The organism is Vogesella mureinivorans (genome assembly GCF_007644035.1).
Taxonomy (GTDB): Bacteria; Pseudomonadota; Gammaproteobacteria; order Burkholderiales; family Chromobacteriaceae; genus Vogesella; species Vogesella mureinivorans.
In genome coordinates this window covers 1-19,744 of the sequence record NZ_VMTV02000165.1, presented here as the reverse complement: position 1 = coordinate 19,744, position 19,744 = coordinate 1, and the positions used below count along the sequence as shown (strand labels likewise).

Below are 19,744 nucleotides of genomic sequence, written 5' to 3'. Positions count from 1 at the left end.
TGCCGCACGCAACAGCCCGCCTGGCGGGCTGTTTTGCATTGATCGCCCCTAACCCGCTAGACGAGACACCGCATGTCCCCACGCCTGCTACTAGTAGAAGATGACCAACGCCTGGCCGACCTGGTACGCGTATACCTGAGCAAACACGGCTACGAGGTGCTGCACCATGGCCGGGGCGATACCGCGGCCGAGCTGATCCTGGCGGAAAACCCCGATCTGGTGATACTGGACGTGATGCTACCGGGCAAGGACGGCTTTGAAGTCTGCCGCGATGTCCGCCCGCGCTACCACGGCCGCATCCTGATGATGACCGCGCGCGACGAAGAAATAGACGAAATCCTGGGCCTGGAGCTCGGCGCCGACGACTACCTGACCAAACCGGTAGAGCCGCGCCGCCTGCTGGCGCGCATTCGTGCCCTGCTGCGCCGTAGCGAAGGCGAAGCCAGCCAGGCTGCAGAAGAAGGCCGCATCGTGTTTGGCCAGTTCAGCATCAGCCAGGCCACGCGCGAAGCCATGCTGGGCAGCGACACGCTGGAGCTCACCACCGCCGAATTCGACCTGCTGTGGCTGCTGGCCAGCCACGCCGGCGAGATCCTGTCGCGCGACGACATCATGAACGCCCTGCGCGGTATCGGCTTTGACGGCCTGGACCGCTCCATCGACGCCCGCATCTCGCGCCTGCGCAAAAAACTGGGCGACAACCCCGACACCCCCACCCGCATCAAAACCGTCCGCGGCAAAGGCTACCTGTTCTCGCGGAGCGACTGGGAGTGAAGCCCCCCGCCACGTTGGCCGCACTGTTTGCGCGCTATTTCGTGCAGACCATGCTGGTGCAGTTTGTCCTGCTGCTGGGCTTTGTCACCCTGCTGATCTTCCTGACATCCGGCGCCGACCGCGACCGCATACAGCAGCAAATGGACGGCACCGTGCGCATGATCCAGCGCCAGCTGCTGTCTCAGCAGCCGGCACGGCGCCCGGCCGAGCTGACCACCATCAACGAGCTGTTTACCTACCCCATCAAGCTGCTGCCCGCCATCCCCGCCAGCCTGGGCGACGAAGCCCGCGCCCGGCTGGCCAGCGGCCAAAGCTGGCTGGACTACGGCAGCGAGCTGCTGTACGCGCCGCTGCCCGGCACCCGGCAGATACTGCAGCTCGGCCCGCTGAACCAGGAGGCCGAACCACACAACTTCCTGCAAACCGAATGGGGGCTGTTCCTGCTGTGGTTCGGCTTTTTTGGCGTGCCCATGGGCCTACTGATCTACCTGAACCTGCGCCCGCACTGGCAGTCGCTCATTGCCCTGCGCAGCACGGCCAACCAGCTGGCAGAAGGCGATCTGTCGGCCCGCGCCGCCGCGCTGAACAGCCCCTTGTTTGCCCCGCTGGGTAGCGTCATCAACGATATGGCCACCGCGCTGGAACGGCAGGTAGAAACCCGCCAGGCCCTGGCGCACGCGGTAGCGCACGAGCTGCGCACCCCGGTAGCGCGCCTGCGCTTCGGGCTGTCCATGCTGGATGAGGCAGAAGACGATGACGAACGCCAGCAATACCGCGAAGGCATGGAGCGCGACCTCACCGAGCTGGACGAGCTGCTGAACATCAGCCTCAGCTACGCCAAACTGGACCGTGGCGAAGTGGCCCTGCAATACGAAACCATCGACCTGAACGAATGGTTCGACGACCTGATCAACCTGATGCAGCCGCTGTGCCCCGGCCCGCTGCAGCTGGGCCTGAGCTGCCAGCCCGGCAGCGCCACCTTCGACCGCAAGCTGATGTACGTGGCCACACGCAACCTGCTGCTGAACGCGTTCAAATACGCCAGCAGCCAGGTACACATGACGGTTAGCCTGGCCAACGGGCAGCTGCATATTGCGGTAGAAGACGACGGCCCCGGCATACCGGCCGCAGAACGCGAGCGCATTTTCGAGCCCTTCCAGCGCCTGGACCGCTCGCGCGACCGCGCCACCGGCGGCCATGGTCTGGGCCTGTCGTTTGTCCGGCTGATCGCCCTGCACCACGGCGGCCATGCCCACGCCGGCGTGGCCAGCCTGGGCGGCGCGCGCATGGCCATTACCCTGCCGCAGCACCCTGCGGCCAACTAGGGCCGCCCGGCGCCGGCGGCCCTGTCACACAGCGTCACACAACGGCATGTTGGCCGCACATTCCCCGCACGCAAGCGACATAGTGTTAAGCCCTCCTGCTGGGCACAATAGCCCCATCGAGATCACAGATGACCCAACAGGAGCCTCACATGAAAAAGCTGATTATTGCCACCCTCTTCGCCGCTGCCGGCACCACCGCATTCGCAGCCGATACCGGCACTTATGTATTCGGCAACCTGGGCGTGTCCGCCAACCAGTGGACCCTGAAAGACGGCTCGGCCGCCAAAGCCGGCGTGAGCGACAAGAAAGTGAAAAACGACGATGCCACATCGGGCATGTTCGAAGTGGGTGTTGGCCAGCGCATCAATGACAACTTTGCGGTAGAAGGCAGCTACCTGAGCCACGGTGATGCCACCGAACTCAAAGGCGCGGGCAAGCTGGACTACGACGCCTTTCGTGTCGCTGCACTTGGCATTATCCCTGTGAACGACCAGTTTGAAGTGTACGGCAAGGTATCGGCCAACCACATCCGCAGCAAGTTCACCAGCAGCACCGCCGCGCTGCAAGGCAGCAAGGACAGCACCTTCGGCATGGGCCTGGGTGTAGGTGCCAACTACAAGCTGAACAAACAGGTAAGCCTGCGTGCCGAATACGACGGCATCGGCAACATCAAGCATAAAGAGATCACTGACACCGCCCCGGTGGGCGCGCTGAAAGTGGGCCTGACTTACCGCTTCTAAGCCCCAGGGCGGCCTGACACAAGGCAACAGGCTGCCTGCATGACCCGTTTTACCCCGTTTCTCCTCGTGTGTATTCCCGGCCCGCTTTGCGGTGGGCCTCTCCTTAGTGAGTGCTAGTGCGTTGCTTGGCCCGTCCCCTGGACGGGCATTTTTTTTGCGGCCACGCGCTCAGGCGGGGGCACCTTCCGGCTGGCGGCGCTGGCGTATCCACGACTCGAACTGTGCCGGCGGCAAAGGCTTGGCGTACAGATAACCCTGCCCCAGCACGCAGCCGCGGTTGTTCAGGCACAGCTGGTCGCACTCGGTTTCTATACCCTCGGCCACCGTGGTCAGGTTCATGCGCTTGGCCAGCTCGATCACGCTATGCACCACGTTTTCCAGATGCGACTTGTTGCTGATGGACTGCACCAGCGACTGGTCGATCTTCAGCTCGGTAAACGGAAAGCGCACCAGCTGCTGCATGGTGGCAAAGCCGGTACCGAAATCGTCTATCGACAAACCAAAACCCGCCAGGCGCAGGCGCGCGGCCACGCCCATGGCTTCGGCCAGGTTGTCGGCCACCGCGGTTTCGGTAATCTCGAAAATGATATAGCGCGGCGGCACCTTGCTCTGCGCCACTTGCTGTTCGATGCGCCCCACCAGCTCGCCGCTATCCATGGACAACGCTGACAGGTTGATGGACATGGGCAGACGCAGGCCGCGCCGCGCCCACTGCTGCCACTGCGCCAGGCCCTGCTGCAGCATGAGCAGCGTCAGCTCGGTACTCCAGCCACAATGTTCGATAACCGGGATAAAGCGCGCCGGCATCACCACGTCGTCGCTTTGCGGCCAACGTGCCAGCAGCTCGGCGCCCTTCAGCAGCTGGCCGTGCAGGGTCACCTTGGGCTGGTAGTAGGGCACGATCTCGGCGCGGTCCAGCGCCAGACGGATATCGCTATCGGAGCACAAAGGCTGGCTCTGCCCGCTTGCCGCACCCTGCTGGTAGGCGCGGCTCACCAAATCACCCAGCTCGGCCAGGCTGATGGGCTTTTGCAAGGCACCCAGTACCGGCAGGCCCAGCTCGCGGCCCATCAGCTCTACCGTGGCAATCAGCATGGGGTCTTTGGCCGAGGCCACCACCACGGGTGTAATCAGCCCTTCGCGCGCCATGCGCTGCAGTACCTGCACGCCATCCACCTTGGGCATTTCCAGGTCGAGCAACAGCAAGGAGGGCAGGCGGCTGCGCATGGCCTGCAGCGCCTCCTCGCCATTACGCGCAGTACGCACCTCGCTCATGCGCATCTTGCGGCACAGCTCGGACAGCAGCACCAGCTGCGACGGGCTATCGTCCACGATCAGAACATCTTGCAATGTAAACTTGGGCATGGGCCGCCATTCTGCTAATGGGAAAGTACAAGCAGGCGCCTGGCATAAGGCGCCATATCATGTTTATATATTAAACACCTCTTATTAAAATTCAAGGACATACAGGCGCTAGTGTTTACTAATAGCCCCCGGTAGCGCATCCAGCGACAGCACGTCGCGGGCGGCGCCCAGCTTGATCGCCTCTTTGGGCATGCCGAATACCACACAGCTTTGCTCGTCCTGGGCAATGGTGTGCGCGCCGGTATCGTGCAGCTCTTTCAGCCCTTTGGCGCCATCGTCGCCCATGCCGGTCATGATCACCCCCAGCGCATTGCGCCCGGCAAACTTGGCGGCAGAACGGAACAGCACGTCCACCGACGGTTTGTGCCGACTCACCGGCGGCCCGTCCACAATGTCCACGTGGTAAAACGCGCCGCTACGCTTGATCATCATGTGCTTGCCGCCCGGCGCAATCAGCGCACGGCCGGGAATAATGCGGTCGCCGTTGGCCGCTTCTTTTACCTCGATCACGCACAGGCGGTTCAGCCGCTCGGCAAACGACGAGGTAAAGCGCTCCGGCATGTGCTGCACGATGGCAATGCCCGGGCAGCCGCGCGGCAGCCGGGTCAGAATATGCTCCAGCGCCTGCGTGCCGCCGGTAGAGGTGCCAATCACCACAATGCGCTCGGTGGTGCTGAACATCTCGCGCCCGGTGGGCGCATCCAGCACGGCGTCGGCCGATAGCTTGCTGGGCGTGGCCAGCAGTGGCTTGCCGCCCGCCCCCGCCGGCGACGGGGCCGGGGCAACACGCACATTGCCCATGCGCGCCGAGGCGGCGGCTTTTACCGCCTGCACCAGGGCGTTGCCATTGGCCTCCAGAAACGCTTTTACCCCGCCGGTAGGCTTGGCAATCACCTCTACCGCGCCCGCCGCCAGCGCGTTCATGGCCATGTCCGAGCCTTTTTGCGTGAGCGAAGAGCAAATCACCACCGGGGTTGGCCGCGTGCTCATCAGCTGTTTGAGGAAGGTGATGCCGTCCATGCGCGGCATTTCCACATCCAGCACGATCACATCCGGCCAGCGCGCTTTCATTTTCTCCATGGCCATGATGGGGTCGTGCGCCACGTCGGCTACCTCAATGCCTGTGGCTTGGGTAAACACGGCAGTCAGCACCTGGCGTACCACGGCGGAATCGTCTACCAGCATTACCTTGATCGTCATGTCGATGCCCTCCTTTTATGGCTTACGCGGCTGCCGGCCGGCACGTCGCGTTCATTACTCTGGCGTACCCATACATCGCCGCAGGCCACGTCAAACAACACCAGCCGTGCGCCGCTACCGCCAAAGTCTTCTGCCTGCACATTCAACCCCAGCTGGGTAGCCAGTAACCTGGCCATGACGATGTTTTCACCAGGCACATCGGTGACCTGGCCATCGCGCTCGGTGCCGGACAGTACCGACGCGCCGCCGATCAGCTTGACCTGGAACTCGCGCAGCGGCCGCCCGCTACGCAGCGCCTCGCGCACCAGCAGCAGCATGGCCTCGTCGGCGTAGCGGCCGCTGAAGGTGTCGCTGATTTCGCCATTTTTGCGCTGCGACAGCAGGTAGTGGCACATGCCGCCCAGCTTGAGGCGCGGGTGCCACAGGGTAATGGACACACACGACCCCAGCAGGGTCTTGATCAGCGCCTCGGCGCCGCCGAAATACCATTCGCCGGGTTTCAGGAATACCTCGGTACGCTGGTGGGATTCGCTCATGACAGCTTCCGGTAAATACCCGGCGCCACCAGCTGGATAGGCAGCGGCAACCCGTGCAGGCTTTCAGAATGGCTCACCAGCAGAAAGCCGCCCACCGACAAGCGGCCCAGCACGCGCTGCACCACTTGCAGCTTGGTGGCGGCGTCAAAGTAGATCAGCACATTGCGCAGGAAGATCACGTGATAGGGCCCGATAGTGGGCAGCTCTTTGTCCAGGTTGATCAGCTGGAAATTCACCTTGCGCCGCAGCTCCTTGCACAGCATGAAGGTGCCCGCGTGCTGGCGTACCCCTTTCAGGCAGAAGCGGCGCAGGTAGTCCGGCGGCATGCCTTCACAGCGCTGCAGGGTGTAGTGGCCTTTTTCGGCCCGCGCCAGCACCCCCTGGCTGATGTCGCTGCCCATCAGCGTCCAGTCGCCATCCATGCCGCGGATATCGGCCAGCAGCATGGCAATACTCCACACCTCTTCGCCGCTGGACGATGCCGCGCTCCAGATGCGCAGCGTGCCGGCTACCGGGTGCTGGCGCAGCTGCGATTCCAGCCAGTGAAAGTGCTTGGGCTCGCGAAAGAAAAAGGTTTCGTGCGTGGTTAGCAGGTCGATGGCCGCCTCGCGCTCGGCCAGCTCAGCCGGGTCTTGCAGCATGCGGAAATACGCCTCGAAGGTGGCCACATTGCGTGCGGCCAACCTGCGGGTCAGGCGCTGGTGCACCAGGGTTTTCTTGCCGATGGGGAAATGCACCCCGGTCTGGGCCTTCATCCACACAGCAAAACGTGAAAATGTCGCATCAGATAACTGCATGCTCCCCTCCTTACGGCATGCCGGCCGGGCGCCGGCAGCCAGTGCGCTGTGCAGCCTGCCCAGGCCGTAGCCACGGGCAGGCAGTTTTATACTTCGGCTTCGCGCAGGTCTGCCATCTCGCTGCCATTCATGGCAGACAGGGTGGCCATTTCTTCTACCGACAAGACTTTTTCCACGTCCAGCAGCACCACAAAACGGTTGTCTACCCTGGCCATGCCCGAGATGAAATCCACGCGGATGCGGCTGCCAAACTGCGGCGGCGGCTCGATATCGACAGCGCGTATCGCCAGCACCTCGTGCACCGCGTCCACCAGAATGCCGATGTACTGCTGCATCTCCTCGTTGGCCACCTCGATAATCACCACGCAGGTACGGCGCGACACCCCGGTTTCGTTACGGCCAAAGCGCACCGCCAGGTCGATCACCGGCACCACGGCGCCGCGCAGGTTCATCACGCCGCGGATAAACGCCGGCATCAGCGGCACCTGGGTCAGCGTGGTGTACTCCAGAATCTCCTTGATGGACAAAATACCGATGGCGTAGGTCTCGCCGCTAAGCTGGAAAGTCAGGTACTGCAGGACGTCCTCGTGGACCTCCTCTACCTGGGCGGCGTCCCGCCCACGGCGTATGGTGAGTGCACCCATAGTGGTCTCCCCGCTTAGAAGCGTACGAAGTCGTTTTCGTCCGTCTCGCCACCCGCACTGCCGGGCAGGTTGGCCGCAGACTGGCTGCTGGCCGTGCCGCGCGGTGTGTTGCGACGGCGGCCTATGCCCGACGTTTCGATACGGAAGAACGAAATCAGGTCTTGCAGGTTTTCGGCCTGGCCGCTCATTTCCTCGGCGGTAGACGCCAGCTCCTCGCTGGACGACGCGCTTTGCTGGGTGGCGGCGTTAATCTGCTGTACCGAGGCGTTGATCTGCCCTACGCCGGTAGCCTGCTCCATCGAGGCGGCAGAGATTTCCTGCACCAGGTCGGCAGTTTTCGAGCTGGAGCGCACGATTTCTTCCAGCAGCTGGCCGGCACGCTCGGCCATGGACACGCTGCCGCTGGCCACTTCGCCAATCTCTTGCGCGGCCACCTGGCTGCGCTCGGCCAGCTTGCGCACCTCGGCTGCCACCACGGCAAAGCCCTTGCCGTGTTCGCCCGCACGCGCTGCCTCGATGGCGGCGTTCAGCGCCAGCAGGTTGGTCTGGTAGGCAATGTCGTCCACGATGCTGATCTTGTCGGCAATCTGGCGCATGGCCACCACAGTCTGTTTCACCGCGTCGCCGCCTTCTGCTGCCTCGCGCGCGGCCTTGGTGGCAATGCTCTCGGTCAGTTTGGCGTTGTCGCTGGTCTGGTTGATGGACGAGGACATTTCCTCTACCGACGCCGAGGTTTCCTCCACGCTGGCGGCCGATTCGCTGGCACCCTGCGCCAGCGACTGCGCGGTGGCGCTCACCTGCTGCGAGGCGGAGGACAGGTTGTCCGCATTGCTGCGTACCTCGGCCATGATGCCGCGCAGCTTGTCGATAGTCATGGCAATGGACGCGGCCAAGCTGGTGGTGTCACCCGGTTTTACCGTCACATTCACCATCAGGTTGCCCTGTGCCACTTCGCGCATGGCATCGGCTACATAGTGCGGCTCGCCACCCAGCGCACGGGCGATGTTACGGATGATCAGGATGGCCACCACAATGCCGACCACCAGCGCGATGATGGACACGGTCAGCATCTGCACAAACGCGGCGTTGTATTTGTCGTCCGCCTCTTTGGCCATGTCAAAGCTCAGCTGGGTTTCGTAAGCCGACAGGTCCACAATCAGGCTGCGCAGCTTGCCCATAGCCGGGTTGGCCTGCGACTGCATCAGCGCGGATGCCTCTTCGTTCTGGTTGGCCGCCCCCAGCTGCACCACGCGGTCCACCAGCGGGAAGGCCACCGCCGCCTGCGCCGCAATCTGGTTCATCAGGTCGCGCTCTTTCTCGCTCATCGGCTCTACCTGGCCGGCAAACAGGTCTTGCAGCTTGCGGTAGGCTTCCGGATATTTGTTTTTGTTATTGTTATAAATCTCTACTGCCTTGCTCAGCTCGGCAGCGTCGGTAATGATGATCACGTTGCGGTACTGCACACGCATTTCCTGCACCGCGTCGTTCATGACGTTGATCTGCACCAGCTCGGGGTTATTCTCCTTGGTGATGGCGCTCATCTGCACATTGATCTGGCGAAAGCCATTCATGGCAATGACAAACACCAGCAGCATGAAGAAAATCACGGCACCAAAGCCCAGGCCCAGGCGCATGGCGACAGACATTTGTTTTGTGCTCATTTCTATACTCCCCCGCAGCCAGCGGCTGCCATGGTTGATTTAGTGATTACCGTGGCCACCACGCTGCTGTGCGTGTTCGGCGTGGCTGGCAAAACGCTCTGCTTCCTGGCTTGTTGCAAAATGAATCAACGACGGTACATCCAGAATCAATGCCACCTCGCCCGAGCCCAGAATGGTGGACCCACTCATGGCGCGCAGGTGGCGGAACAGGTTACCCAGCGGCTTGATCACGGTCTGGAACTCGCCCAGGAGCTCGTCCACCACCAGCCCGGCCTTGCTGTCGCCGTAACGCACCACCACCACGTTCTGGCGCTTGGCGTGCGGCTGGCCCAGCTCCAGGAAACGATTCAGCCCCAGTAGCGGCAGCACTTCGCCGCGCAGGTTCAGGCAGTTGTGCGCGTCGCCCTGCAGCGCATCGGGCGGTAGCTCGATGCACTCGATCACGGTTTCCAGCGGTATCACGAAGGTGGCGTTGCCCACCGACACCAGGAAGCCATCGATAATGGCCAGGGTCAGCGGCAGGCGAATGCGGAAGGTGGTGCCTTCGCCAGGGGCCGAGTCGATATCGATGGTGCCGCGCAGCTGTTCGATGCTGCGCCGTACCACGTCCATGCCCACGCCACGGCCAGAGATATTGGTGACCTGCTCGGCGGTAGAAAAACCGGGCTCGAAGATCAGCTTGTAGATATCGCCATCCGGCACCACGCTGTCGGCGGCCACCAGGCCGTTGGCTACCGCCTTGGCCAGGATTTTTTCCTTGCGCAGCCCGGCGCCGTCGTCGGCTACCTCGATCACCACGCTACCGCTTTCGTGGTAGGCGTTCAGCCACACATTGCCTTCGGCGGGCTTGCCTGCGGCCAACCTGGCCTCGGACGACTCGATGCCGTGGTCCATGGCGTTGCGCACGATGTGCATCAGTGGGTCGCCCAGCTTGTCCACCATGGATTTATCCAGCTCGGTGTCGGCACCGGACACATTCAGCTGAATGCTCTTGCCCAGCTCCTTGGACACATCGCGCACCACGCGCGGGAAGCGGCTGAAAATATCGCCGATCTGCACCATGCGCATGCTCAGCGTGCCAGCGCGGATCTGCTCGATCAGGTTGGCGATGGCGATGGTGGATTCCACCAGCGCGCTTTGCGCGGAACGCCGGGCCATCAGGTTGGCCGCCGCGCCGGCAATCACCAGCTCGCCGATCAGGTTGATCAGGCTGTCGAGTTTGGCGGCTTCCACCTTGATAAAGCGGCTTTCGCTACCGCGCGGGGCTTTGGCTTCCGCCACGCTGGCGGCCGGCTTGTCGGCTTTGTCGGTAGCTTTGTCTGCCGGTTTGGCTACTGCCACAGCGGGCTCCGGCGCGGTAGCAACGCTGGCGGGGGCATCGGGGCTGAGCCCCAGCGCGTGCCAGGCCTGGCGCACGGCGGCTTGCTCGGCTTCGTCGGCGTGGGCGATCAGCTGCGGCCAGTGCGCGGCAGCCTCGCTTACCGGAAAGATGTGGATCTGGCTGTCTTCGCGCACAAACTCGAACACGTCCAGCAGCATTTGCTGGCTGGCATCGCTGGAAAACAGCAGCTCGAAGCGCAGGTAGCAGCTTTCCGGGTCAAAGCGCTCGGCCTGCGGCAGGCGGCACAGTACCGGCTGCACAATCAGGAATTCGCCCAGTAGCCGCAGGTAGCGAAAGAAAGCAGACGGGTCCATGCCGTTGCGCAGCACGTCGTCGTTAAAGCGTAGTGACATTACCCAGTCGCGCAGGCCGCCTGGCTCGGGCACGCTGGCGTGGCCGGTGTTGGCCGCCTCGGCCGCGGCGGCGGGCTGGGCGTAGTGGCGCAGCTCGTCCAGCAGGCTGGTTTTCAGCATCTCCTGCTGCATGGCTTTGTCGTCTACCACGGCCAACATGGCTTTGACGTGGTCGTGGCAGCGCAGCAGCAGGCCGGACAGGTCTTCGCCTAGCGCCAGGTGGCCACCACGCAGCAGGTCCACCACGTTTTCGGCTTCGTGGGTGAAGTGCACGATTTCGTCCATGCCAAACAGCCCGGCCGAGCCCTTGATGGTGTGCATGGCGCGAAACAGGGCGTTGAGCTGCTCGTCGGTGGTGTCGGTGGCTTCCACATCCAGCAGGATGCGCTCCATGTCTTCCAGCAGCTCGCGCGCTTCTTCCAGAAACGTTTGCTTGGCGGCGTCAAGATTCATGGCCGGCCTCCTCTTCCACGATTGGCAGGTATATCAGCAGCCCCAGCATGGTGAGCAGCTCGCGGGCGGCGGCAGACAGGTGTACCAGCGATAGCTGTTTTTGCAGGCGCGCGGCTTCGCTGTGCAGCCACAGCAGCACCTGGGCGGCCGAGCTGTCCATTTCACCGACCGCCGACAGGTCTACCGTCAGGCTGTCGCTGGCCATCAGGGCATCGGCGAGCTGCTGGCGCAGCTGGGCCGCTTGGTAAATGGTGCATTCTTCGTCCAGCTTGATGGTGGATGACATGGCGTGCCTCCGGCAGCGTGGCAGTGTGGCCCTGGTGGCGCGCGGCCGGGGCTAGGGCAGAATCAGCTTGGAAATGGCCGACAGCAGGATGGGCGGCTGGAAGGGCTTGACGACCCAGGCTTTGGCGCCGGCTTCCTGGCCGCATTTTTTCTTTTCGTCGCTGGTTTCCGTGGTGAGCATGATCACCGGGGTAAATTTGTACGATGCGTGCTGCTTCACGTTTTTCAGAAAGGTGATGCCGTCCATGATGGGCATGTTCACGTCGGACACGATCAGGTGGATCTTGCGGCCATCCAGCTTTTGCAGGCCTTCCTGGCCGTTACCCGCTTCTATTACGTCGTAGCCGGCGTCCATCAGCGCAATTTTCACCACCTGGCGCAGGCTGGCAGAGTCGTCAACAATCAATATGGTCTTTGCCATGGCAAGTCTCCCCGTTATCAGAAAAAGGTTACTTCTTCGCTCGCGCTACCGCCCTGCGCCTTGCCGCCGCTGTGCAGTGAGTGCTGCTCGTGTGTGGTGTAGGTGCGCTTCAGGTTGGCCAGCCAGCCCTGGGTGTCCGGCGGTGGTGGCGGCTGGTCGTGCGGCGCGGCCAGGGCGCTGCCCAGCGTGCTTTCCAGCCGCTGCATGTCGTCCATGACATGGCCCAGGATCTGGCTGATGCGGTCCTGGAACTGCAGGTTCACCAGCACATCCTGGATTTCGTCGCGCACATGGCTGCCGCTGGCAGACAGGCTCTGCTGGCTGTCTTTCAGCTCGCGGGTCACGTGCTGGTAGGTCTGGATCACCTCGGTTACCGAGCTGCTGGCCTCGCCCATCAGGGCTTTTTCTTCTTGCCCCAGCTGTTGGGCGCGCTGCGCGGCAGAGTCCAGCTCGCCCACAATCAGCTCCACGGCGCTGGCCATGCTCTTGCCGGTGTCGTTGGACTGCATGGACAGCTTGCGCACCTCGTCGGCCACCACAGCAAAGCCACGGCCGGCTTCGCCTGCGCGGGCGGCTTCAATCGCCGCGTTCAGCGCCAGCAGGTTGGTTTGCCCGGCAATGAAAGACACCGACTCGGCCATGTCTTGCAGCTTGTGCGTATGGCCCTGCAGCTGGGTAATGCGCTCGATCAGCTGGTTACGCTTGGTCACAGACTCATCCAGCACACGCAGGGTTTGCAGCAGCTTTTGCTCGGCCTGCTCCAGCTGGGCAAAGTCGCTGATACCGCTAGGCTTATCGCCCAGCGACTGGCGAATGATGTCGTTCATGCTGGCAAAGCGAGCCGCCAGCTTGCTAATGGCGTCTTCCACCTGCCCTGCGGCCAACTGCACCTGGCCAGACCACAGTGGCAGCACCTGGTTTACCAGGCGGCCGACTTCTGGCCAGTACGGCGGCTGGGCGGGCTCCGGCAGCCCTGGCGGCTCGGCGTCGCTACTGTCTTGCGGCGCGCCTGGCAGCAGCAACACCGCCAGCACAGGCAGGACAAACAGCACGGCCGCCAGCCACCAGGCGCTGCCGGCAACCCAAGCCAGTAGCGGGCCCAGCACGGCAGACCCGGCCAGATAAGCAATATGCGAGGTATTTTTTTGCAGGCTCAGCACGGGATGACTTTCTTGTTTTATGAGTTTCACTAGTGCTATAGCTGCCATTTTTTATAGTTTCAATGTAAGACTGAGCACCCAACCCGATACAAACCCATAGAAAACCCACGTGACCTATCTAGATCAAATACTTGCCATATCGCCGCATAGGCATGCAAATGGCAGGCGTGGCTGCCACATGAAATAACGTGGTGATATTTTTGCAGCACAACATGGCTGCTTCGGGCTGGCAGGCGCGACACACAAGGGTGGGAGTGCGCCAGCGGCCTGATGCATGCCCAGTCGTTTGTGCCACCGTTTGCCATTACAATCCGGCATGACTTTCGAACCCGGACTACGCGCATGAGCCACCCGCACGCCAATCAGGTAAAACAGTTTCTTTTGGGTCTGCAGGACCACATCTGCCAGGGCCTGGCCACCGCCGACGGTGCGGCCAACTTTATCGAGGACAGCTGGCAGCGCCCGGCCGGTGGCGGCGGGCGTAGCCGCGTGCTGACCAACGGCGCGGTATTCGAGCAAGCCGGGGTGAACTTCTCGCACGTATCCGGCGACGCGCTGCCTGCCAGCGCCACCGCGCACCGCCCGGAGCTGGCAGGGCGCCGCTTCGAGGCCATGGGTGTGTCGCTGGTGATCCACCCGGAAAACCCCTACGTGCCCACCAGCCACGCCAATGTGCGTTTCTTCATTGCCGAAAAAGACGGCGAGGCGCCGGTATGGTGGTTTGGCGGCGGCTTCGACCTGACGCCCTACTACGGCAACGTGGACGACGTGGTGCACTGGCACAGCGTGGCACGTGATCTGTGTGCGCCGTTTGGTGCAGACACCTACCCCAAATACAAGCAGTGGTGCGACGAGTACTTCTATCTGAAACACCGCAGCGAGGCGCGCGGCGTGGGCGGCCTGTTCTTCGACGACCTGAACCAGCCGGATTTTGATACCAGCTTTGCCTTCATGCAGGCGGTGGGTAACGGTTTTACCGACGCTTACCTGCCCATCGTGGCGCGCCGCAAGGCCACGCCGTGGGGCGAGCGCGAGCGCCAGTTCCAGCTGTACCGCCGTGGCCGCTACGTAGAGTTCAACCTGGTGTGGGACCGCGGCACGCTGTTCGGCCTGCAAACCGGCGGCCGCACCGAATCCATCCTGATGTCCATGCCGCCGCTGGTGCGCTGGGAATACGGCTACCAGCCGGAAGCCGGCAGCCCGGAAGCCGCGCTGTATACCGACTTTTTGCCGCACCGCGACTGGGTATGAGCATGCTGCGGCCAACCTGGCGCCAGCTTGCCGCCATGCTGATGTTGCTACCCGCACTAGCTAGCCAAGCGGCCAACCCGCCAGCCGACGTGCAAGCCGTGCTGCCTGCCGGCCAGACACTGCTGGCCTGGGAAGCCGCCGACCTGAACCGCGATGGCCGGCCCGACGCCATCATGGTGAGCGAAGCCAAGGCAGCCAGCGAAGATGATGGCCCCAGGCTGCTGCAAGTACTGCTACGCCAGCCGGACGGCAAACTCAAAGCGGTAGTCCGCAGCACGCGCGCGGTGATGTGCCGCCAGTGCGGCGGCATCTTTGGCGACCCGTTTGAAGGCGTCCAGACCCAGGCCGGTGGTTTTACCCTGCTGCACTACGGCGGCAGCAACTGGCGCTGGCGTGCAGACTTCCGCTTTGCCTGGTCGCGCCGCGACCAGACCTGGCAGCTGGTGGCGGTAGACAGCCTGAGCTACCACACCAGTGACCCCGACCAGCAAAAACAGCAACACGCCCGCCCGCCACGCGACTTCGGCCTGATCAACCTGGCCGACTTCGACTACGAAAACTGGCAAGGGCGCGGCCAACGTTAAGCCCGTAAAGGACACACCATGCACTGCGAACTGTGCCACCAGGACGGTGGCGACATCCTGTACCGCGACGACAAACTGCGCGTGATCCTGGTAGCCGACGCCGATTACCCGGCCTTCTGCCGCGTAATCTGGCACGGCCATGTGAAGGAAATGACCGACCTGGCCCCGGCCGACCGTGCCCACGTGATGGACTGGGTCTACCGCACCGAGGCGGCGCTGCGCAGCCTGCTGAACCCGGACAAAATCAACCTGGCCAGCTTTGGCAATATGGTGCCGCACCTGCACTGGCACGTGATTCCGCGCTTTGCCGACGACAAGCACTTCCCGCAGCCGCTATGGGGCCAGCCCCAGCGCGATGGCGTGGCACACGGCGTGCCACAGTTGGCCGCCGCCCTGCGCGCCGCACTGGCCGGCTGAAGCCCGGCCGTGCTATGGTGGTCAACGTTTAATATTTCAAACAACGCTTGACCACCGTCAACGGCAGCCCGCCTGCCCAGGACGCCTTGCGAAGCCGGCCACCGGCTGGCTTCGCAAGGTGCCCAAGCGTGTGCAAAGGAGAACCCCATGTACCGTACCCTGATCAGCGCAGCAGACCTGCAACAGCACGACACCGCCGACCTGGTGCTGCTGGACTGCCGCTTCCAGCTGGCCGACCCATCCTACGGCCCTACCGTCTACGAAGCCGGCCACCTGCCCGGCGCCCACTACCTGCACCTGGATTACCACCTGTCCGGCGCCAAAAACGGCAATAACGGCCGCCACCCACTGCCGGATGGCCAGCGCCTGGCGGTGAACTTTGGCGCACTGGGCATCGGCCCCAATACCCAGGTCGTGACCTACGACGACGCAGGCGGCATGTACGCCGCCCGCGCCTGGTGGCTGCTGCGCTGGCTGGGGCACGAGGCCGTGGCCGTGCTGGATGGCGGCTTCCAGGCCTGGCAGGCCGTGGGCGGCACCGTAACCACCGACGCACCAGAGAAAAACAGCACCCGCTTCGTGATGCGCCCGGCGCTGGAGCAGCTGTTCGATGTGGACATGGTGGCGGCCAACCTCGATAAAGCCGAACGCGTGCTGATCGACGCCCGCGCTGCAGACCGCTTTGCCGGCCAGAACGAAACGCTGGACCCGGTAGGCGGCCACATACCCGGCGCGCGCAACCGCTTCTTCCAGCTCAACCTGCAAGATGGCCGCTTCAAACCGGCCGACGTGCTGGCCGCAGAATGGCAAGCGGTACTGGAGGACACGCCCGCCAGCAACGTGGTGCTGTACTGCGGCAGCGGCGTCACCGCCTGCCACAACCGCCTGGCCATGGCGCACGCCGGCCTTGACGGCGCCGCGCTGTACGCCGGCAGCTGGAGCGAATGGTGCAGCGACGACAGCCGCCCGGTGGCCACTGGCGATTAAGCCCCGCTCACCCGCACATGAAAAAGGTTGGCCGCATGCGGCCAACCTTTTTTGCTTCTCAAGCCAGATTCAACCCAGCATCAGTTGCTGAATCAGCTTCTGCCCGGCCTTCCAGTCGCCCAGCCCGCTGTGGCTGCCCATATGGCCGGCGTTGCCGGCGTCCAGCAGCGGTACACCCCAACGTGCCGCCATGGCTTCGCTGCTGGCGTAATCGCAGAACAGGTCATCACGGCTGGCCACCATGCGCGCCGGCACCGGCACACGCATGTCACGCGGCGCGGCAAAGCCATCAAAGCCAGGCAGCGCCGCCTCGTCTGGCAGCTCACCGCTGGCACGGGCCCGCGCCTCGGTTATTGGCAAGGCTGGTGGTGCCACCAGCAGCAGGCCTTTTACCTGGCGCTGCTGCAGCAGGCTGGCCTGGCCCAGCCATTCCACCGCGGTATGGCAGCCCAGGCTGTGTGCGGCCAACACCACCTTGCCGCTGCAGCCGTCTACCGTGTCGGCCAGGCGCTGCACCCAGGCATCACGGTTGGGGTACAGCCAGTCGTCCTGCTCCACACGGCGCGCCAGCGGGTAGAGCATTTCCCAGTAGCTTTGCCAGTGTTTGGGGCCGGAGTTACCCCAGCCGGGCACGGTAATCAGGAAGATATCGTCGTCATCCCACATCACAGGCTCCGCTCGTAATCGACGGTCAGCGGCGCATGGTCGGAGAACTTCTCGTCTTTGTACACGTTGGCCGCACGCGCCTGCGCCATCAGGCCGGGGCTGACGATGTGGTAGTCGATACGCCAGCCCACGTCCTTGGCGTAGGCCTGGCCACGGTTGCTCCACCAGCTGTAGCCGGGCGCGTCCGTGTACAGCGTGCGCCACACATCGCACCAACCGCTGCCCAGCAGCTGCGTCATCCAGGCGCGCTCTTCCGGCAGAAAGCCGGAATTCTTCAGGTTGCCCTTCCAGTTTTTCAGGTCGATCTCGTTGTGGGCGATATTCCAATCGCCACAGATCACCACGTCGCGGCCGCTGTCGCGCAGGGTATTCAGGTGCGGCATGAACACGTCGAGAAAATCAAACTTCACCTGCTGGCGCTCGTCGCTGCTGGAGCCGGACGGCAGGTAGAGCGACACCACCGACAGCTTGCCGATATCCAGCTGCAGGTAGCGGCCTTCGGCGTCGATCCAGTCCACGCCCAGGCCGGTAATCACGCGGTCCGGCACGTGGCGGGTGTAGATACCCACGCCGCTATAGCCCTTTTTCTCGGCATAGTGAAAGTAGCCGGTCAAGCCATCGGGGTTCTGCATGCGCGGGCTCAGGTCGCCCGCCTGCGCCTTCAGCTCCTGCAGGCAGACAAAATCCGCCTGGTGGCCGGCCAGCCAGTCAAAAAAACCTTTCTTGTCCGCCGAACGGATGCCGTTCAGGTTGGCGGAAACGATTCGAAGCATGGGGTCTCCCGTGGTATCCTTGCGGCGATTTTTCAGCCACGTCAACGCGTTAAAAGTATATAGGGGTATTCAGATGAGCGATTTCCGCCAGGATTTTATTCGTTTTGCGCTTAAGAAGCAGGTATTGCGCTTTGGCGCCTTCGTCACCAAGGCTGGCCGCACTTCCCCTTACTTCTTCAATGCCGGCCTGTTCAACGACGGCGAAAGCACGCTGCAGCTGTCCCGCTTTTACGCCAAGTCTATCAGCGAGAGCGGCGTAGCATTCGATATGATCTTCGGGCCAGCTTATAAAGGCATCATCCTGGCCGCAGCCACCACCATGGCACTGGCCGAGCAGGGCCGCAACGTGCCTTTTGCCTATAATCGTAAAGAAGCCAAAGACCACGGCGAAGGTGGCACCCTGGTAGGCGCCCCGCTGCAAGGCAAGGTGCTGATTATCGATGACGTGATCTCTGCCGGTACCTCGGTACGCGAATCGGTACAGCTCATCCGCGCCGCTGGCGCCGAGCCAGCCGGTGTGGCCATCGCGCTGGACCGCATGGAACGCGGCACGGGCGAGCTCTCCGCCGTGCAAGAAGTGGCCCGTGACTACAATCTGCCGGTTATTGCCATTGCCAACCTGAAAGACTTGCTCGGTTTCCTTGAAGGCAGCCCGGAACTGGCCGACAATCTGGAAGCTGTACGTGCCTACCGCGCCCAATACGGAGTCAACGACTAATCATGCGCCCACACCACCTCGCCCTGCTTATCACCCTGCTCGCCCCGGCAGCAGGGGCAGAAGGTCTGTACAAATGGACCGACGAACGCGGGGTGGTGCACTACAGCGATTACCCGCCACCGACAGAACAAAAAAGCGGTGTCAGCAAGCTGAACAAACAGGGCATCCTGCTGCGCAAGGGCGAAAGCGAGGCGGACAAGCGCGCACACGAAGCCGAGCTGGAGCGCAAAAAACAAGAGCAGGCACAGCGGGCCGAGCAGCTACGCTACGACCGCGCACTGCAAGAGCGCTACCGCTCTGCCGCAGACATTGCAGCAGAACGCGACAAGCAGGTAAAAACGCTGCAAACCGGCCTACGCACACTGGAAAGCCAGCTACGCATGGCCAGTGCACAGCTCACCGACCTGAACAACGAAGCCAACAAACTGCGTAGCAGCGGCAAGAGTATCTCCCAGGGCCTGAGCAGCCAGCTGCAAGAAAAACAGCGCCTGCAAAACGAAACCCTGGCGCTGATCCAGTCCCGCCGCGCAGAAATCGAACGCCTGCGCATAAAAGCCGCACAAGACATGCTGCGTTTGCAAGAGCTGAACCAGATCACCGCGACACCCACCCGATAAAACCCGTTACTGCCCTTCTTTCTGCTGCCAGGCATCACGCAAACGCTGCGTAGCCTGCTGCATCGCGGTATCGGCGGCCGCTTTATCCGCCAAGGTTTGCTGCTGTCGCTGCATGGCCTGCTGAACCTGCAGCTGGGCATCGGCCAAACGCTTTTGCGCCTGCTTCAACTCTTCCTCCACCTGCAGCAACCGCTTACGCACCTGATCCTGCTTGCCATCTGCCTCCTGATACGCCATCTGCGCAGAAAGCAGTAGTGCATCTACATTCGCCGTTTGCGCCCATACGGGCAGGCTTGCCAGGCAGCAAAGCAACATCACAGCCTTCTGTTTCATGACTTACCCCAATAATGAAAAAACCAAGCTTAACGTATATGCCTGCAGGCTGCCCAGCACCACCTCAGCCGCTAGTAAGGCAGGCGACAAAGTAAACAGGGCACCAGGTGTAGATCAATAAAAAAGCCCGCGCAAGCGGGCTTTTGTTTTGTTTTGACATCGATGCGGCCAACGTTGGCCGCGGGGGCTCGGGTTTCCGTCGCCACAAAGCACAAAGCCCAGCTCGTATGAGCTGGGCTTCGGTATCGGGCGTCTGGCGGTGTCCTACTTTCACACAGGTATCTGCACTATCATCGGCGCTAA

22 protein-coding genes are annotated in these 19,744 nt (G+C 62.8%); 9 read left to right on the top strand and 13 right to left on the bottom strand.

Translation table 11 applies throughout. The annotated features are described in order from the left end of the window. The first annotated feature begins 72 nt into the window (after positions 1–72). The 3 genes from FLQ44_RS05710 (at position 73) to FLQ44_RS05700 (ending at position 2,839) form a co-directional block, all read left to right on the top strand. Positions 73–774, top strand: a complete 702-nt coding sequence (locus FLQ44_RS05710) for a response regulator (RefSeq protein WP_147688469.1) — start codon at positions 73–75, stop codon at positions 772–774. Next, entirely contained in the window at positions 771–2,099 is a 1,329-nt protein-coding gene (locus FLQ44_RS05705) for an ATP-binding protein (RefSeq protein ID WP_147693482.1), read from the top strand. The genes FLQ44_RS05710 and FLQ44_RS05705 overlap by 4 nt, the downstream gene beginning before the upstream one ends. A 149-nt stretch (positions 2,100–2,248) precedes the next feature. After that, positions 2,249–2,839, top strand: a complete 591-nt coding sequence (locus FLQ44_RS05700; RefSeq protein WP_170252830.1) for a porin family protein — start codon at positions 2,249–2,251, stop codon at positions 2,837–2,839. Positions 2,840–3,007: 168 nt separating this feature from the next. Here the strand turns inward: FLQ44_RS05700 and FLQ44_RS05695 are convergent, their stop codons facing one another. The 10 genes from FLQ44_RS05695 to FLQ44_RS24555 form a co-directional block, all read right to left on the bottom strand. Continuing rightward, positions 3,008–4,204: an EAL domain-containing response regulator gene (locus tag FLQ44_RS05695; RefSeq protein WP_147693480.1), complete on the bottom strand. Its 1,197-nt coding sequence runs from the start codon at positions 4,202–4,204 to the stop codon at positions 3,008–3,010. Between the two features lie 108 nt (positions 4,205–4,312). After that, positions 4,313–5,404: a protein-glutamate methylesterase/protein-glutamine glutaminase gene (locus tag FLQ44_RS05690; RefSeq protein WP_147693479.1), complete on the bottom strand. Its 1,092-nt coding sequence runs from the start codon at positions 5,402–5,404 to the stop codon at positions 4,313–4,315. Continuing rightward, positions 5,401–5,940 (bottom strand): chemotaxis protein CheD, encoded by a 540-nt coding sequence (locus FLQ44_RS05685; RefSeq protein ID WP_147693478.1) that lies wholly within the window; start codon positions 5,938–5,940, stop codon positions 5,401–5,403. The genes FLQ44_RS05690 and FLQ44_RS05685 overlap by 4 nt, the downstream gene beginning before the upstream one ends. Continuing rightward, on the bottom strand, positions 5,937–6,737 hold the full coding sequence (locus tag FLQ44_RS05680; RefSeq protein WP_147693477.1) for a CheR family methyltransferase: 801 nt from the start codon (positions 6,735–6,737) through the stop codon (positions 5,937–5,939). The genes FLQ44_RS05685 and FLQ44_RS05680 overlap by 4 nt, the downstream gene beginning before the upstream one ends. An 86-nt stretch (positions 6,738–6,823) precedes the next feature. Then, positions 6,824–7,381 (bottom strand): chemotaxis protein CheW, encoded by a 558-nt coding sequence (locus tag FLQ44_RS05675; protein ID WP_147693476.1) that lies wholly within the window; start codon positions 7,379–7,381, stop codon positions 6,824–6,826. Between the two features lie 14 nt (positions 7,382–7,395). Beyond that, positions 7,396–9,042: a methyl-accepting chemotaxis protein gene (locus FLQ44_RS05670; RefSeq protein WP_147693475.1), complete on the bottom strand. Its 1,647-nt coding sequence runs from the start codon at positions 9,040–9,042 to the stop codon at positions 7,396–7,398. A gap of 39 nt (positions 9,043–9,081) precedes the next feature. Further along, positions 9,082–11,229 (bottom strand): chemotaxis protein CheA, encoded by a 2,148-nt coding sequence (locus tag FLQ44_RS05665; protein ID WP_147693474.1) that lies wholly within the window; start codon positions 11,227–11,229, stop codon positions 9,082–9,084. Beyond that, a complete protein-coding gene (locus FLQ44_RS05660; RefSeq protein ID WP_147693473.1) occupies positions 11,219–11,515 on the bottom strand; it encodes an STAS domain-containing protein in 297 nt (98 codons plus the stop codon). The genes FLQ44_RS05665 and FLQ44_RS05660 overlap by 11 nt, the downstream gene beginning before the upstream one ends. Before the next feature lie 51 nt (positions 11,516–11,566). Then, the gene (locus FLQ44_RS05655) at positions 11,567–11,935 is read right to left on the bottom strand and encodes a response regulator (protein WP_147693472.1); all 369 of its coding nucleotides are present in this window, start codon (positions 11,933–11,935) and stop codon (positions 11,567–11,569) included. A 17-nt stretch (positions 11,936–11,952) separates the two neighbouring features. Further along, positions 11,953–13,095 (bottom strand): methyl-accepting chemotaxis protein, encoded by a 1,143-nt coding sequence (locus tag FLQ44_RS24555; protein ID WP_170252828.1) that lies wholly within the window; start codon positions 13,093–13,095, stop codon positions 11,953–11,955. A 342-nt stretch (positions 13,096–13,437) separates the two neighbouring features. On the opposite strand from FLQ44_RS24555, the gene hemF reads away from it, so the two are divergent. The 4 genes from hemF (at position 13,438) to FLQ44_RS05630 (ending at position 16,334) form a co-directional block, all read left to right on the top strand. Further along, complete coding sequence (gene hemF, locus FLQ44_RS05645) at positions 13,438–14,346, top strand: oxygen-dependent coproporphyrinogen oxidase (protein ID WP_147693470.1); 909 nt, start codon at positions 13,438–13,440, stop codon at positions 14,344–14,346. A gap of 2 nt (positions 14,347–14,348) precedes the next feature. Beyond that, positions 14,349–14,930, top strand: a complete 582-nt coding sequence (locus FLQ44_RS05640; protein WP_147693469.1) for a hypothetical protein — start codon at positions 14,349–14,351, stop codon at positions 14,928–14,930. Positions 14,931–14,948: 18 nt separating this feature from the next. Continuing rightward, entirely contained in the window at positions 14,949–15,347 is a 399-nt protein-coding gene (locus tag FLQ44_RS05635) for an HIT family protein (protein WP_147693468.1), read from the top strand. Positions 15,348–15,494: 147 nt separating this feature from the next. Continuing rightward, a complete protein-coding gene (locus FLQ44_RS05630; RefSeq protein WP_147693467.1) occupies positions 15,495–16,334 on the top strand; it encodes a sulfurtransferase in 840 nt (279 codons plus the stop codon). A 69-nt stretch (positions 16,335–16,403) separates the two neighbouring features. Here the strand turns inward: FLQ44_RS05630 and FLQ44_RS05625 are convergent, their stop codons facing one another. Continuing rightward, complete coding sequence (locus FLQ44_RS05625) at positions 16,404–17,000, bottom strand: RBBP9/YdeN family alpha/beta hydrolase (protein ID WP_147693466.1); 597 nt, start codon at positions 16,998–17,000, stop codon at positions 16,404–16,406. Then, on the bottom strand, positions 17,000–17,773 hold the full coding sequence (locus FLQ44_RS05620) for an exodeoxyribonuclease III (RefSeq protein WP_147693465.1): 774 nt from the start codon (positions 17,771–17,773) through the stop codon (positions 17,000–17,002). The genes FLQ44_RS05625 and FLQ44_RS05620 overlap by 1 nt, the downstream gene beginning before the upstream one ends. A gap of 73 nt (positions 17,774–17,846) precedes the next feature. On the opposite strand from FLQ44_RS05620, the gene pyrE reads away from it, so the two are divergent. Both pyrE and FLQ44_RS05610 read left to right on the top strand, forming a co-directional pair. Continuing rightward, positions 17,847–18,491, top strand: coding sequence for an orotate phosphoribosyltransferase (gene pyrE, locus FLQ44_RS05615; protein WP_147688436.1), 645 nt, complete (start codon positions 17,847–17,849; stop codon positions 18,489–18,491). A 2-nt stretch (positions 18,492–18,493) separates the two neighbouring features. Continuing rightward, a complete protein-coding gene (locus FLQ44_RS05610) occupies positions 18,494–19,108 on the top strand; it encodes a DUF4124 domain-containing protein (RefSeq protein WP_147693464.1) in 615 nt (204 codons plus the stop codon). A 6-nt stretch (positions 19,109–19,114) separates the two neighbouring features. On the opposite strand, the gene FLQ44_RS24025 is transcribed toward FLQ44_RS05610, so the two are convergent. Continuing rightward, on the bottom strand, positions 19,115–19,309 hold the full coding sequence (locus FLQ44_RS24025) for a hypothetical protein (protein WP_206208684.1): 195 nt from the start codon (positions 19,307–19,309) through the stop codon (positions 19,115–19,117). Positions 19,310–19,744: the final 435 nt, after the last annotated feature.

Bases quoted from the DNA above. Each gene is read 5' to 3' on its own strand.
- FLQ44_RS05685 (WP_147693478.1), bottom strand. From the start codon at position 5,940: ATGAGCGAATCCCACCAGCGTACCGAGGTATTCCTGAAACCCGGCGAA.
- FLQ44_RS05670 (WP_147693475.1), bottom strand. From the start codon at position 9,042: ATGAGCACAAAACAAATGTCTGTCGCCATGCGCCTGGGCCTGGGCTTT.
- FLQ44_RS05635 (WP_147693468.1), top strand. From the start codon at position 14,949: ATGCACTGCGAACTGTGCCACCAGGACGGTGGCGACATCCTGTACCGC.
- FLQ44_RS05655 (WP_147693472.1), bottom strand. From the start codon at position 11,935: ATGGCAAAGACCATATTGATTGTTGACGACTCTGCCAGCCTGCGCCAG.
- FLQ44_RS05680 (WP_147693477.1), bottom strand. From the start codon at position 6,737: ATGCAGTTATCTGATGCGACATTTTCACGTTTTGCTGTGTGGATGAAG.
- pyrE (WP_147688436.1), top strand. From the start codon at position 17,847: ATGAGCGATTTCCGCCAGGATTTTATTCGTTTTGCGCTTAAGAAGCAG.
- FLQ44_RS05630 (WP_147693467.1), top strand. From the start codon at position 15,495: ATGTACCGTACCCTGATCAGCGCAGCAGACCTGCAACAGCACGACACC.
- hemF (WP_147693470.1), top strand. From the start codon at position 13,438: ATGAGCCACCCGCACGCCAATCAGGTAAAACAGTTTCTTTTGGGTCTG.
- FLQ44_RS05690 (WP_147693479.1), bottom strand. From the start codon at position 5,404: ATGACGATCAAGGTAATGCTGGTAGACGATTCCGCCGTGGTACGCCAG.
- FLQ44_RS05610 (WP_147693464.1), top strand. From the start codon at position 18,494: ATGCGCCCACACCACCTCGCCCTGCTTATCACCCTGCTCGCCCCGGCA.
- FLQ44_RS05660 (WP_147693473.1), bottom strand. From the start codon at position 11,515: ATGTCATCCACCATCAAGCTGGACGAAGAATGCACCATTTACCAAGCG.
- FLQ44_RS05625 (WP_147693466.1), bottom strand. From the start codon at position 17,000: ATGTGGGATGACGACGATATCTTCCTGATTACCGTGCCCGGCTGGGGT.
- FLQ44_RS05700 (WP_170252830.1), top strand. From the start codon at position 2,249: ATGAAAAAGCTGATTATTGCCACCCTCTTCGCCGCTGCCGGCACCACC.
- FLQ44_RS05675 (WP_147693476.1), bottom strand. From the start codon at position 7,381: ATGGGTGCACTCACCATACGCCGTGGGCGGGACGCCGCCCAGGTAGAG.
- FLQ44_RS05710 (WP_147688469.1), top strand. From the start codon at position 73: ATGTCCCCACGCCTGCTACTAGTAGAAGATGACCAACGCCTGGCCGAC.
- FLQ44_RS05640 (WP_147693469.1), top strand. From the start codon at position 14,349: ATGCTGCGGCCAACCTGGCGCCAGCTTGCCGCCATGCTGATGTTGCTA.
- FLQ44_RS05695 (WP_147693480.1), bottom strand. From the start codon at position 4,204: ATGCCCAAGTTTACATTGCAAGATGTTCTGATCGTGGACGATAGCCCG.
- FLQ44_RS05665 (WP_147693474.1), bottom strand. From the start codon at position 11,229: ATGAATCTTGACGCCGCCAAGCAAACGTTTCTGGAAGAAGCGCGCGAG.
- FLQ44_RS05620 (WP_147693465.1), bottom strand. From the start codon at position 17,773: ATGCTTCGAATCGTTTCCGCCAACCTGAACGGCATCCGTTCGGCGGAC.